Below are 11,915 nucleotides of genomic sequence, written 5' to 3'. Positions count from 1 at the left end.
GCTCACCAGCTCCCCTGCTCGGCCACCAGCAGCGGGCTCCACAGCCGCAGCGCGAGCGCGCCGAACCGGGTCGTCTCGCCGGGGAACTCCTCGCCCTCGCGGGGGGCCGCGTCCAGGCCGGGCAGCGGCGCGCCGCGACCCCAGACCACCCGGTGCGCCGGCAGCGACTGCTCCCCCTCGAACCGGCCGTCGCGCCAGTCCCAGCCGGCCTTGAGGACCGCCTCGTCGGCGGTGGCGTGGGTACGCCGGGTCCGGGCGTAGGCCAGCGAGGCCTTCAGCGGCAGCGGCAGCGGCTCGTCGAGGCCCCGGTCGCGCAGGGCCACCAGGTCGCGCAGCACGGTGACCGCTGTGTGGTCGAGCGGCCCGAGCAGCGAGACCGCGAAGGTCTCCCGGGAGCGGCTGTTGGTCGGCCGGCCGACGGTGTGGGCCGTCCAGGCCTGGTCCTCGTCGGTCGCGGCCAGCGCCAGCAGCCGCAGCCAGGACTGCAGCCGGGCGGTGGCGCTGAGGCGGGAGTAGGACACCGGCACCAGGCGGTCGCCGTACACGTCGGGGACGGTGCCCCGCAGCCGGCGCCCGTGGCCGAGGTCGACGTCGACCTCGACCGCGCGGGGCGGGCGGGTCCGGCGCTCGCGGGCAGCGGCCGCCAGCGGCTCGGCACGCATCAGCAGGTCGCCGAGGATCCGCCAGCCGAGCATGCCGGGCGGGAGCACCCCGCGTCGCCACTCCTGCTGGCGGGCCTGCTCGACGTCCAGGCCGCCGAGCAGGTCGCGCAGCACCCGGTCGCCGACCTGCCACTGGACCAGCTGGTCGACCTCGACCGGGAGCCCGTCGTCGAGCGGCTTCTCCTCGAACGGCAGCGCCACGTCGAGGCGCTGGCGGGAGAGGAACCCCTGGACCGGCCCGCCGCGGCGGGAGAAGAAGGCGACGAGGTCGTCGAGCGAGACGTCGGCGGGCGGCGCCGGGGGCAGCGGCCCGGTGAGGAAGGCGGGGGCCGGGTGCCGCTCGCCGGCCGCGGCCCGCGCACCGGCCAGCGCCGCCCGGTCGAACGTGAACGGCGTGCCGGGCACCAGCGCGCCGGGAACCAGGTTGCGGACGTCGAACGGCTGGAGCGGGTGCCGCACGGTGACGGCCTCGGCCACCGTGCCGGCGGGGGCGGTCGCCGTCAGGTCGAGGGTGTCGAGCAGCTCGCCGAGGGGTACGGCGGGCGGGCGCGGCTGACCGGAGTACTCGTTGGCGCCGGTGTAGGTGACCACGAGGTGCTCGGTGGCGGCCAGGATCGCGTCGAGGAAGAGCTGGCGGTCCTCGCTGCGCGGGTCCCGCTCCCCGACCAGCGGGTCGCGGGCGAGGACGTCGTCGCCGTCCACCGCGCCGGTGCGGGGGAAGACCCCGTCGTCGAGGCCGAGCAGGCAGACCACGCGGTGCGGCACCGAGCGCATCGGGACCATCGTGCAGACCGTGAGCGTGCCGGTGCGGAAGTTGGCGCGGGTGGGCCGGCCCGCGAACCGGTCGGCCAGCAGCGCCCGGACGTCCGGGAGCCGCATCGACGTGGTGCCCAGGCCGGCCGCGGCCTCCCGGACCCGGCCCAGCTCGCGCTGGACCTGCCCGGTCTGCCAGGACTCGCTGGACGGCACCGCCGTCAGCGCGTCGACGCCCTCGCCGAGCACCTCCAGCCAGTGCTCGAGCGGGTGGCTGCCGACCAGGCGGTCGGTGACCGAGCGGAGCCGGTCGACGTACTCGGTCAGCCGGCCGGCCAGCTCGACCTGGCCGCTGCCCACGTCGTCGATCGGGAGCGTGCGGTCCAGCCAGGTGCCGGTGTCCTCGGACATCGCCACGCCGGCGAGCAGCCGGTCCAGGCCGAAGCGCCAGGTGTTGGCGACGTAGGAGGACAGGCCGTACTCGGCGCGGTGCTCGGCGTCGAAGGCCCAGCGCACGCCGGCGGTGCGGACCCAGTCGGTGAGCTGCTGGAGGTCGTCGTCGCGGAAGCCGAACCGCCGGCGCACCGGCTCGGCGTGCGCGAGGTCGAGCACGTCGCCGGCGCCGGCCCGTCCGCCGGCGAGATCGAGGAGCCGCTCGGCGACCGAGAGGAGCGGGTTGGTGCGGGTCAGCGCGCGGTCGGCCAGCCGGACCCGCAGCCGGTGCGCGGGGTGGCCCTGCTCGCCGGTGATGTCGCCGAGGCCGAAGCCGGCGGAGATCAGCGGCGCGAACGTCTCGATGTCGGGGCACATCACCAGCACGTCGCGGGGCTCGAGCGTCGGGTCGTCGGCGAGCAGCCCGAGCAGGACCTCCCGCAGGACGTCGACCTGGCGGGCAGTGCCGTGGCAGGCGTGCACCTGCACGGAGCGGTCCTCGGCACGCAGCGGCCGGGCCGCCGCCGACCCGAGGGCGTTCGCCCGCAGGTCCTGCTGGAGCCAGCCCAGCAGGGTCTCCGGGGTCGCCGGGTCGGGCCCCTCCGCGACGTCGACGGCGGGGACCGTCGCCAGGGTGCGCTGCAGCTCCCGGACGTCCCGACCGAGCGTGGAGAGCAGCGGATGGCCCACGACCCGGTGGGTGCGGTCCTCGCGCCGGTCGACGGCGCTCGCCTCGGGGACCCCGGACTCCCGCAGCGCGTCCCACAGGGCGGCCGAGGGGTGCGGCAGCCACAGGTGCACGTCGCGGTGGTGGCCCAGCGCGCCGAGCAGTGCGGCCTCCGTCGTCGGCAGCCGAGTGTGCCCGAACAGCGAGAGCCGGTCGGGCAGGTCGACGGCGTCGGGGTCCTCCCGCAGCCGGGCCACGGTCTCGGCCAGCCGCACCTGCGGGGCGGGGGCGTCGACCCGCGCGGCCACCCGCCGCCACAGCTCGGGCTGCCAGGCCAGGTCGCTCGGCAGCGCCCGCCCGCGCCCGTCGGTGTCCCGGCCGGCGGCCCAGTCCGTGACCAGGGCGGGCCGCTGGACGGCGTACGACGCGAAGAGGTGCGCGAGGCGGCGGGCCACGGCGAAGCGCCGGCCGTGGCGCAGGTCGGCCTCCTCACCGGCCAGGCCGTGGCCGAGGTGGCGGGCCAGCGGCCGGGCCCAGCCCTCGTCGAGGCTGTCGTCGATCGCGGCCAGCAGCGGCCACACCAGTGCCTCCGGCGCCCACGGGTCCGTCTCGCGGGTGCCGACGACGTCGGCGAAGAGCGACCAGGGCGCGCGGAAGTCGACACCGGCGCAGACGCCGTCGCCGCCGCCCGGACCGGCGCCCAGGTGGTGGGAGAGCCGCTGGCTGAGCCACCGCTCGATGCCGCGGGTCGGCACCACCACGACCTCCGCGGCGAACGGGTCCGCGAGCGGGGAGGCGAGCATCCCGGCCAGCGCGTCGGCCAGCACGTCGGTGCGGGCGGCGCGGTGGAGGTGCAGGGTCACAGCGCGCAGCATTCCACGCGGGTCCGACACGGGCGTCCGGACCCGTGGGCGACCGCGATCAGACCTCGGCCCGGCGCTCCCGGTCCTCCTGGGCGCGGTGCATGTCGGCCTCCAACTCCGCGACCGCGTCCGGGTTGCCGTGGAATCGGCGGTAGCTGTAGACGATCAGCGCGAGGGCCACGAGCGCGGAGAGCACCTGGGTGACGCCGGTGACGTCCTCGCCCGGGAGCCACCAGCGCTCGGCCACGGGCCACCAGCCCGGCACGTCCGGGCCGACGACCCAGACCACGCCGCAGCCCAGCAGGACCAGCGCGGCCAGGGAGGACAGCGTGATCCGGACCCAGGTCTCGACGCTCTCGGCGGCGCCCTTGAGCGCCCGGAACTTCAGCGGCTCGAGGCGCCGCTCGGCCCACTCGTACTGCTGGGAGAGGATCGCGATGCCCCCGAAGAGCATCAGCAGGCCCGGGCCGGGAAGCACCAGTGCGGCGATGCCGGCGACCACGAGAAGCCAGCCGAGCACCTCGAGGGTGATCCGTCGGGCCGCGCGCATCATGCCCCTCAGCATCCCAGATCGGACCAACGACGCCGACAGCCGGGGACGGGTGATTCAACATATAGACGATACGATCACCGGACCCGTCTCCCAGGAGGTCCGTGTGAAGCTCATCCTCGTCGGCATCGACGGCAGCACGACCGCCTCGGCCGCGGCCACCCGGGCCGCCGACCTGGCCTCGCGGTACGGCGCCCGGCTGCACGTGATCTGCGTGCACCGCCCCGACGGCGAGGGGCGCGGGCGGGTCAGCGACGCCGAGCGGGCGCTCGCGGTGGTCCAGGAGGAGCGGGCCCGCCTGCTGGCCTTCCACGACGACATCACCATCGACGCGCTGCCCGGCCGGGCCGCGGAGGTGCTCGTCGAGCAGGCCGCCGACCTCGACGCGGACCTGGTGGTGGTCGGCAACCGCCGCCTGCAGAGCCCGCTGCGGGGCCTCGGCTCGATCCCGGGCGCGGTGACCCACCACGCCGAGTGCGACGTGTACGTCGTACACACCACCTGAGCGACCCGGGCCGGGCTCAGCGCTCCTCGGCGAACACCTGCTGGGCGATCCGGAACGCGATGTTGGCCTCCGGGACACCGCAGTAGACGGCCGTCTGCATCAGCACCTCGGTGATCTCCTCCACGGTGAGCCCGTTGGTCCGCGCCGCCCGCAGGTGCATCGCGAGCTCCTCGTGGTGGCCGCGCGCGACCAGCGCGGTCACGGCGATCATCGACCGAGACCGCCGGTCCAGGCCCGGCCGGGACCAGATGCCGCCCCAGGCGTACTCGGTGATCAGCTCCTGGAAGTCGCGGGTCACCTCGGTGGCCGCGGCCATGGCGCGGTCCACGTAGGCCGCGCCCAGCACCTCACGGCGTACCGCCATCCCCGCCTTGCGGACCTCCGCGACCGTCATCGTGTCCCGACTGGGCCCGAGCACCTGGTCGCGCACCAGCCGGGCGAAGGCCTCGGGGGCCTCGGCCGGCACCAGCCGGGCGACGCCGTCGAGCACCACCGCGCGGCCGTGCCGTACGCCGTCGGCGATCTCGCGGGGACCCGTCGCGGCGGCGGGGACGTCGTGGCCGCCGGCGACGGTCACGACGGGTGCGGCCACCTCACCGAGCCGGTCCCGCACGTCGAAGCGGGCCAGGGCCTCGCACACCACTGCATACCCCTCGGGGTCGGTCCCGCGCAGCGCGTCCAGGAGGGCGGCGCAGCGCCGCGGCTCGCGGGCCTCGAAGGTCGGCGCGAACCAGCGCCGGGCCGCGTCGTCGAGACAGGCGGCGGTGCCGCCCTCCCGGACGGTGGCGGCGCGCCCGGCCCAGTCGTTGTCGCCGGGCGCGGCGCGCGTGCTGACCAGGACGGCGGAGGCGACCCGCGCCGGGGCATCGAGGAGGAGCTGCAGCCCGACGGCCCCGCCGGCGCCCACCCCGGCGTAGTGGAAGGTCGGCACCTCCAGGCCCGAGGCCATGTCGTCGACGAGGTCCAGCACGGCGGCCGCCAGGTCGGCGACCTCGACCGGGTGCTCGGGGACCAGGGTGTTGGTGCCGTGGCCGGGCAGGTCCCAGCCGACCACCTGGAAGTCGGGGGCGAGCCGGGCCGCCGTGTCGGCCCACAGCGTCTGGGCGGTGGTGCCGAGCGCGGGTCCGAGGACCAGCAGCGGCAGGTCCGGCCGCCCACCGAGGCGCACTGCGGTGAGATTCATCGGTCTCCTCCTGGGCTCGGTCCTCCGGGACGCCACCGCCCCTCCCCGTCAGTGTGGCCGATGGGGCCGGACGGTCAGCGCGCCGCGAGCCGCTCGGCGATGACAGCGGGGTCGGTGGTGGCCCGCGGCAGGGCGACCGGCGGGAGCGCGACGGCGTCGCCGGGGGCCGTCCGGCCGCCGGTCAGCTGGCGGTAGATCTCCTGGGCCGCGCCGCGCATGCCGCGCAGGAACGGGTGGAAGTCGGCAGCCCGGAGCGGGTTGAGCGTGCTCCCGTTGACCCACGCCTCCTTGCCGGCGCAGGCGTCGTGCCCGCGCGAGGCCGGATACAGGTCGACGTACGTCGCGCCGGTGCGGGCCGCCGCCTGCCGCAGCGACTTGTTCAGCCGCCGCTCCACCCGGTTGCCCCACCGGTAGTCGCCGGCGGCGAACTTCACGGCCTTGCAGGTGCCCTTCTGGGGCAGCAGCCGCGGGTAGCCCACGACGTACACCTCGGCGCGGGGCGCGCGGCGCGCCACGGCCCGCAGCACCCGGACCACCGGCTTGCGGATCCGCGCCGCGTCCCGGAGCTTGGTGTCCACCCCGCGCTTGGTGGTGAAGTGGCGTCGGCAGGGCGCGCCCTTCGGGGCGAGCTCGGCGACCTTCCCGCACACCTTGATCATCGACCCGAACAGCTTGTGGTCGTTGCCGCCGATCCCGATCGTCACCAGGTCGGTCTCCACGCTCAGGGCGTCCACCTGCGGCCGCGGCCGCGGGCCGGGCAGGATCGTCTTCTGCCGGCGTCGGTCGAGGTCGGCGGTCTGCGCGCCGGAGCAGGTCTTGTCGACGTAGCTGGCGACGTCGAAGTAGCCGGCCAGGAAGGCCGGGTAGTTGTTGGTCGAGCGCAGGCAGCCGAGCGGGTCGGCGCGCTGGGCGGGGACGAGCGGCCCGGCGCTGTAGGAGTCGCCCAGCGCGACGTAGTCGATCTCAGCACCCTCGGTCACCAGGATGCTGCTCGGCGCGACCCGCGCCGAGTCGTCGGTGACGCCGGCCGACGCGGCCGGGACCATGCCGACGCCCAGGGCGGCGGTCAGGACCCCGGCCCCGAGGGCGGCGCCCATCCGTCGCAGCGAGCGGGGTGGGGTGGTGCGGACAGGGACGCCGTGGGGTGCTCGAGACATGGATCACCTGTGACCGGACTCACCGACGGTGAAACCCGGCCGAGGCCACCGGTCACGGCGCCGGTGGCAGGCCCAGGTAGCCGCCGAGCAGTCGCCGCAGCCGCCGCAGGGGCAGGTCGCGCTGCACCTCCTGCGGCGAGCACTCGGGGTCGCCCGACCCGGCTCCGCGCGAGGCCTGCACGATCATCGCGTCGATCAGCTCGGCCATGGCGGGCACCTCCGGCTCGCCGTACGCCGCGAGCGCCTCCCGCAACGGGACCTGCAGCCGCCGGTGGAACTGCTCCATCGGGCCGCGCAGCACGTGCGGCTCGACCACCCGGCTCAGTGCGTGCGCGACCGCCTGCTCGGAGCTGGCGAACAGGTCGACGTTCGCCTCGATGTAGGCCCAGACCTTCTCACCGGGGGTCGTCGCCTCGTCGACCCGCTGCTGGACCTGGCCGGCCCAGTCGGGGAACACGTCGGCGACCACGGCGTGCAGGAGCGCCTCGGGGGACCCGAAGTACTGGTAGACGCTGCTGCGCGCGAGGCCGGCTCGACGACCCACTGCCGCCATGGACGGCGCCTCGCCGGTCTCGGCGAGCAGCGACCGTGCCGCGTCCAGCAGCGCCCGGCGCTGTCGGGCGTGGTGCTCGACGACCGTGGGCGCATCGATCCTCGGCACCCTCGCCCCTCCCTGCCACCCGAAGGAGGGTCAGCCCTCCAGCATCCTCAGCTGCCCGTCGACCATCTCATAGACCCGGTCGCAATGGCCGAGGACCTCGTGGTCGTGGGTGACCATCACCGTGGCGACCCCGTGCCCGTGGGTCTCCCGGGCCAGGAGTCCGACGATGTCCTGGCTGCGCTGGCGGTCCAGCGCCGCCGTGGGCTCGTCGACCAGGAGCACCTCGGGCCGGTTCACGAGCGCGCGGGCGATGCCGACGCGCTGGCGCTCACCGCCGGAGAGCTCGTGCGGGCGACGCGTGGCCTTGTGGTCCATGCCGACCTCGGCGAGCAGCTCGAGCGGGTCCCGGCCGGCGCCGGAGCGCCGGAACGTGCCGGGCAGCCGGAGCTGGTCGACGGCGGTGAGCGCGGGGACCAGGTTGCTGGACTGGAAGACGAAGCCGATCCGGTCGCGGCGTACGGCGTCGCGCTGGCGCGGCGTGGCGGCGACCAGGTCCAGCTCGCCGAGCCGGACCTCGCCCGAGGTGGGCGTGGTCAGCGCCCCCGCGACCGCCAGCAGGCTCGACTTGCCCGAACCCGAGGGGCCGACGACCGCCACCAGCTCACCGCGGCCCACCCGCAGCGTGACGCCGTCGAGCGCTGTGACGGTCTCCTCGCCGTCCCCGTGGACGAGCGTGACCTCGGAGATGGACAGTGCGGCGTTCATCGGCTGCCTCCCAGAGCAGTCAGCGGGTCGACCCGGGTGATGCGCAGGACCGCGACCGCGGCTCCCGCGACGCCGAGGACGAGCAGGAGCAGGGTCGCCGCGACGATCGGACCGGCCTCCAGCGCGAACGGCATCTCGGTGGCGCCGATCGCGAGACCGAGTCCGACGCCCGCAGCGATCCCGATCCCGGCGGAGACGGCCAGCAGCACGATCGACTGCAGCAGGCTCTCGCGCAGGAGGTAGCCGGTGCTGGCGCCGAGCGCCCGGAGCACCGCGATCTCCCCCTTGCGCTGCACGGTGAGAACTGTGAAGAACGCGCCGACGACCAGCGCGGAGATGACGTAGAGGAACCCCTGGATGAGCTGGAGGGTGGAGGTCTCCGCCGAGTAGCCCGGCGAGGCGTCGAAGGAGTCCTCGAGGGTCAGCGACGTCGTGCCCGCGGCCTCGTCGCCTGCGGCCAGGTCGACCTCGGCCCCGTCGGCAGCCCGGACGGCCACCGCGGTCGCCTCCTCGTAGACCCGGTCGGCGACCGCGTCGCCCGGCCGGACGCCGGCCTTCGCCTCCTGCCAGCTGCGCAGCGAGAGGTAGCCGATGTCCACGTGGCCGTAGGTGTGCTGGTCGGCCAGGATCCCCACGACCTTCAGCTCCATGCCGCTCGGCTCCAGGACCACTGTGTGCCCGAGCTCGACGCCCTCGTCGGCCGCCGAGGCGGAGATGACGACCTCGTTGTCTGCGCGCAGGCGCTCGCCCTCGGCGACGCCGGGATCCACGAAGGAGCCCAGCTCGACACCGAACAGCGCGAGGTCGATCTCGACCCCCTCGGTGGTGCGTCCGTTCGCCAGGGTGTTGCCGAAGGGCGCGGCCTCCGCGACGTCGGGCCGCTGCGCCCAGGCGTCCGCCGCCTCGGTGCTCACCACGCTGCGCGAGTACGCCGAGCTCTTCTCGACGTCTTCCTGGAACGCCAGGGACGTGACGGGCAGGCGCTGCAGGCCTGAGACACCGTCATTGACCAGGCCGACCGACAGTCCGCTGAGCAGCACCATCAGCACGGCGATGAGAGCCACCACGACGCCCATCAGCGCGAACCGGCCACGCGCGAAGGACAGCTCGCGGATCGCGAGGAAGGACGGCCTCATGGGAACAACCGGATTACCGACACCATGTCGACAACGATACCGACGCCGCGTCGGCTACATCCACGGGGTGTCCGATCCCTACGGCCGCAGTGGCGTCGATCTCACGTCGCGGGCCGGGACCAGGACCGCACACACGACGACGGCCCGCCAGCATCGCTGGCGGGCCGTCCTCAGGATCGAGACGTCAGGGCGTGACGGTCACGGTGATCGGGGTGGAGTAGATGTAGTCGGCGAACGCCGGGCCGTCGGTGTAGAAGGCCTGGTAGGTGTAGGTGCCGGGCTGCTTCTTCTCCTGCACCTCGCCGAGGAAGGTGTAGGAGGAGAACTGGAAGGTGCCGTTGCTGGCGACCGAGGCCATGCAGCAGTAGTACGGCGAGCTGCTGCCCGCCTTGTTGCGGCCGTCCTGGTAGATGTCGACGTAGCCCTTCTTCGCCGGCGTGCCCTTGAAGACGACCGAGCCGGTGAGGGCCGGCAGGTCGTAGCTGTCGGCGGACTTGGAGATCGTGAAGGACGTCGCGGACAGCTGGATCGCGGAGTTGTAGACGCGGACCTTGGTGGCCTTCTTCGCGCCCTTGTACTTCGCGGTCACCTTGTAGGTCCCGGGGGCATTGCCGCTCGGCAGCCGGAAGGAGGCCTTGCCCTTCTTGAGCTTGACCTTCCGGGCCTTCGCGCCGTTGACGCTGAACGTGACCTTGCCCTTGGCCCGCTTCTTCTTCACCACCGCGGTGACCTTCACGCCGGGCTGGCCGACGTGGGAGTAGGCGGCGGACCGCTTGAGCGAGAGCTTGCCCTTCTTGCCCTTCTTGCCCTTCTTGGGCTTCTGCCGCTCAGAGTCCTGCCCGTTCGCGGCGGCGGTGACCGAGTCGCCCGGCGCGGCCTGGGCGCTCGCGACGAAGGTACCGGTGGGGATGGCGAGCGCCAGAGCCGTGACAGCGGCGGCGGCGGTGCGACTGAACAGGTTCACGTGGTGGCTTCCTTCTCGACGCCCGAGCGGGTGGGTCGGGACCGGGGGTCCCTCGTCCCATTGCTCCCCGGGGTGCGCCCCTGCGAAACAGCGGTCCAGTCCACTCGGGTCGCCCCCGGAGCGAAATAGAGAAAGCCCCGGGCCAGCGTGCTGGCCCGGGGCTTCGGTCGATCTGTGCGCCTGTAGGGATTCGAACCCCAAACCTTCTGATCCGTAGTCAGGATCCGGACGATTAGAGGCCGCTGGTGCCGACCCGACGGCCGACGACAGACACCATTGTTTACACAAACTAGCAGGTCAGCATGGGTCCTCGCCGATCTGGCGGTCCTAGGCGCCTGCTGGCACGCCAGGTCACAGCCAGTGGTCGCAACCCCTGTTAATGAGCCGTCTTTGAGCCGATGGCAGGTCCGCTTTGCTGCGTCCGCATTCGCTCATGACGATATGCGGTCAGCCGCGATGATGTGGTCATGGAGTCGGTGATCATCGGAGACGCAGGTAAGGCGCTGACCTTCTCGGACCCCCAGTTCGCAGGGACTCCTCCCGGCTGACTACCTGTCGGTCACCGTGACCGGACCTGAGATGAGCGCCAGCCGTCAGGTGTGCAGGCTGGGACGGCGGCTTCACCGCGTTGGCAGCCTTCGTCGCTGATCTCGTTGAGCAGTGGCGTGGCTGGCCAGGTGAGCGAGTTTTCGAGTCTCTCGAGGGGGACCTCCGTATCCGAGCCACCCACGACGGGCACGTGAACCTGCGAGTCCTGCTCTGGGAGTCCACCGTTCCGGCCGGTTGGCGAGTGGAGACGGCTGATTGGTCGCTCTTCTGCCGAGGGTCGGGCGTACGTTTCGGCTCTGCTATCGGCACTTGGTCATTGCGCAGGAAGACGACGATTGCGTGAAGTTCGCAGCGACGGAGAAGGGGCCATTTTCCGTTCAGCCGCTATCGTGTGTTCCGGGGGGTTCCCCCGTTTCGCATCTCGTCGCGTCGAGTTTGGGGGCCGAGCGGTGGCCAACGGCTGACGCTGCACGAACAGGAGAGTAGCCATGCCGGCAGCCAACGGCCGCGCGCGTCGCACTCGAGCAGACTTCGAGCGCAACCGCGCCGAGATCGTCTCCCAGGCGGATCGTCATTTCACCGAGCTCGGCGTCAACGCTTCCCTCGAGGCGGTCGCGCGGGACGCAGGGCTCGGCTCAGCGACCCTGTACCGGCACTTCCCCACCCGGGAGGCGTTGCTGGCCGAGGTGCTGCAACGCCGCGTCGTGACCTTCGAGGCAGCCCGGGAACGCATCGAGCAGCTCGACGACCCTGATGCCGCCCTCGAGGCGTGGCTGGGTGCGCTCGAGGAGTTCTTCGGCGCCTTCGACGGACTACCCGGACCACTGCGCAGCGCCCTGGTCGAGGAGCACAACCCCCTGGCGCTCACCTGCGTCGGCTTCATCGACGGCACCAACCACTTCCTCGAGGCGGCGCAGCGCAACGGCACTGCTCGCAAGGACGTGCGCGGACGCGACCTGTTCCTGGCGGCGCTGGCCACGAGCTGGGTGCGCGGGTCGTCCCTCGCGGACGAGGGATCTGCGGATCGACTCCGGACCCTGGTGCGCGACGGGTACCTCCGCTGACCTCGCGCCAGCCTCGACCGCTGCTACGACATCTTGGAAAACGGGGGCGGCCCCTGTTTACTGA

The 11,915-nt window shown here is 73.4% G+C and carries 10 protein-coding genes, 1 tRNA gene and 1 pseudogene; 3 read left to right on the top strand and 9 right to left on the bottom strand.

Features of this window, described 5'->3' with window-relative positions; all coding sequences use genetic code 11:
- Nucleotides 1–2 precede the first annotated feature (2 nt).
- Entirely contained in the window at nucleotides 3–3,377 is a 3,375-nt protein-coding gene (recC, locus tag EBO35_RS00575) for an exodeoxyribonuclease V subunit gamma (protein ID WP_122819180.1), read from the bottom strand.
- 58 nt (nucleotides 3,378–3,435) lie between these two features.
- Nucleotides 3,436–3,942, bottom strand: a complete 507-nt coding sequence (locus EBO35_RS00570) for a PGPGW domain-containing protein (protein WP_241153794.1) — start codon at nucleotides 3,940–3,942, stop codon at nucleotides 3,436–3,438.
- A 91-nt stretch (nucleotides 3,943–4,033) separates the two neighbouring features.
- Here EBO35_RS00570 and EBO35_RS19280 point away from each other — a divergent pair, with 91 nt between their 5' ends.
- Nucleotides 4,034–4,432: a universal stress protein gene (locus EBO35_RS19280; protein ID WP_164477734.1), complete on the top strand. Its 399-nt coding sequence runs from the start codon at nucleotides 4,034–4,036 to the stop codon at nucleotides 4,430–4,432.
- A gap of 16 nt (nucleotides 4,433–4,448) precedes the next feature.
- Here EBO35_RS19280 and pcaDC read toward each other — a convergent pair whose 3' ends face one another.
- The 7 genes from pcaDC to EBO35_RS19270 form a co-directional block, all read right to left on the bottom strand.
- The gene (pcaDC, locus tag EBO35_RS20405; RefSeq protein ID WP_122816000.1) at nucleotides 4,449–5,615 is read right to left on the bottom strand and encodes a bifunctional 3-oxoadipate enol-lactonase/4-carboxymuconolactone decarboxylase PcaDC; all 1,167 of its coding nucleotides are present in this window, start codon (nucleotides 5,613–5,615) and stop codon (nucleotides 4,449–4,451) included.
- Between the two features lie 74 nt (nucleotides 5,616–5,689).
- The gene (locus EBO35_RS19275; RefSeq protein WP_164477733.1) at nucleotides 5,690–6,772 is read right to left on the bottom strand and encodes an SGNH/GDSL hydrolase family protein; all 1,083 of its coding nucleotides are present in this window, start codon (nucleotides 6,770–6,772) and stop codon (nucleotides 5,690–5,692) included.
- A gap of 52 nt (nucleotides 6,773–6,824) precedes the next feature.
- Entirely contained in the window at nucleotides 6,825–7,433 is a 609-nt protein-coding gene (locus tag EBO35_RS00550; protein WP_122815999.1) for a TetR/AcrR family transcriptional regulator, read from the bottom strand.
- A 30-nt stretch (nucleotides 7,434–7,463) separates the two neighbouring features.
- On the bottom strand, nucleotides 7,464–8,138 hold the full coding sequence (locus EBO35_RS00545) for an ABC transporter ATP-binding protein (protein ID WP_122815998.1): 675 nt from the start codon (nucleotides 8,136–8,138) through the stop codon (nucleotides 7,464–7,466).
- On the bottom strand, nucleotides 8,135–9,274 hold the full coding sequence (locus tag EBO35_RS00540; protein WP_206422624.1) for an ABC transporter permease: 1,140 nt from the start codon (nucleotides 9,272–9,274) through the stop codon (nucleotides 8,135–8,137). Before EBO35_RS00540 ends, EBO35_RS00545 begins: the two co-directional genes overlap by 4 nt.
- Before the next feature lie 184 nt (nucleotides 9,275–9,458).
- Nucleotides 9,459–10,238 (bottom strand): Ig-like domain repeat protein, encoded by a 780-nt coding sequence (locus tag EBO35_RS00535; RefSeq protein WP_164477732.1) that lies wholly within the window; start codon nucleotides 10,236–10,238, stop codon nucleotides 9,459–9,461.
- 175 nt (nucleotides 10,239–10,413) lie between these two features.
- Nucleotides 10,414–10,512, bottom strand: a tRNA-OTHER gene (locus EBO35_RS19270).
- 348 nt (nucleotides 10,513–10,860) lie between these two features.
- On the opposite strand from EBO35_RS19270, the pseudogene EBO35_RS20330 reads away from it, so the two are divergent.
- A pseudogene (locus EBO35_RS20330) lies at nucleotides 10,861–11,130 on the top strand (DUF6228 family protein); the annotation flags it as partial.
- Nucleotides 11,131–11,275: 145 nt separating this feature from the next.
- Entirely contained in the window at nucleotides 11,276–11,851 is a 576-nt protein-coding gene (locus EBO35_RS00530) for a TetR/AcrR family transcriptional regulator (protein ID WP_122815996.1), read from the top strand.
- Nucleotides 11,852–11,915: the final 64 nt, after the last annotated feature.

Origin of the sequence: Nocardioides pantholopis (genome assembly GCF_003710085.1) — a bacterium.
In the GTDB taxonomy this organism is placed as follows: domain Bacteria; phylum Actinomycetota; class Actinomycetes; order Propionibacteriales; family Nocardioidaceae; genus Nocardioides; species Nocardioides pantholopis.
This window is presented reverse-complemented; position numbering and strand designations above follow the sequence as displayed.

What these genes read in the sequence shown, in the direction of transcription:
- EBO35_RS00545 (WP_122815998.1), bottom strand. Translation starts at nt 8,138, where the DNA reads ATGAACGCCGCACTGTCCATCTCCGAGGTCACGCTCGTCCACGGGGAC.
- EBO35_RS00530 (WP_122815996.1), top strand. Translation starts at nt 11,276, where the DNA reads ATGCCGGCAGCCAACGGCCGCGCGCGTCGCACTCGAGCAGACTTCGAG.
- EBO35_RS00540 (WP_206422624.1), bottom strand. Translation starts at nt 9,274, where the DNA reads ATGAGGCCGTCCTTCCTCGCGATCCGCGAGCTGTCCTTCGCGCGTGGC.
- pcaDC (WP_122816000.1), bottom strand. Translation starts at nt 5,615, where the DNA reads ATGAATCTCACCGCAGTGCGCCTCGGTGGGCGGCCGGACCTGCCGCTG.
- EBO35_RS19275 (WP_164477733.1), bottom strand. Translation starts at nt 6,772, where the DNA reads ATGTCTCGAGCACCCCACGGCGTCCCTGTCCGCACCACCCCACCCCGC.
- EBO35_RS00570 (WP_241153794.1), bottom strand. Translation starts at nt 3,942, where the DNA reads ATGCTGAGGGGCATGATGCGCGCGGCCCGACGGATCACCCTCGAGGTG.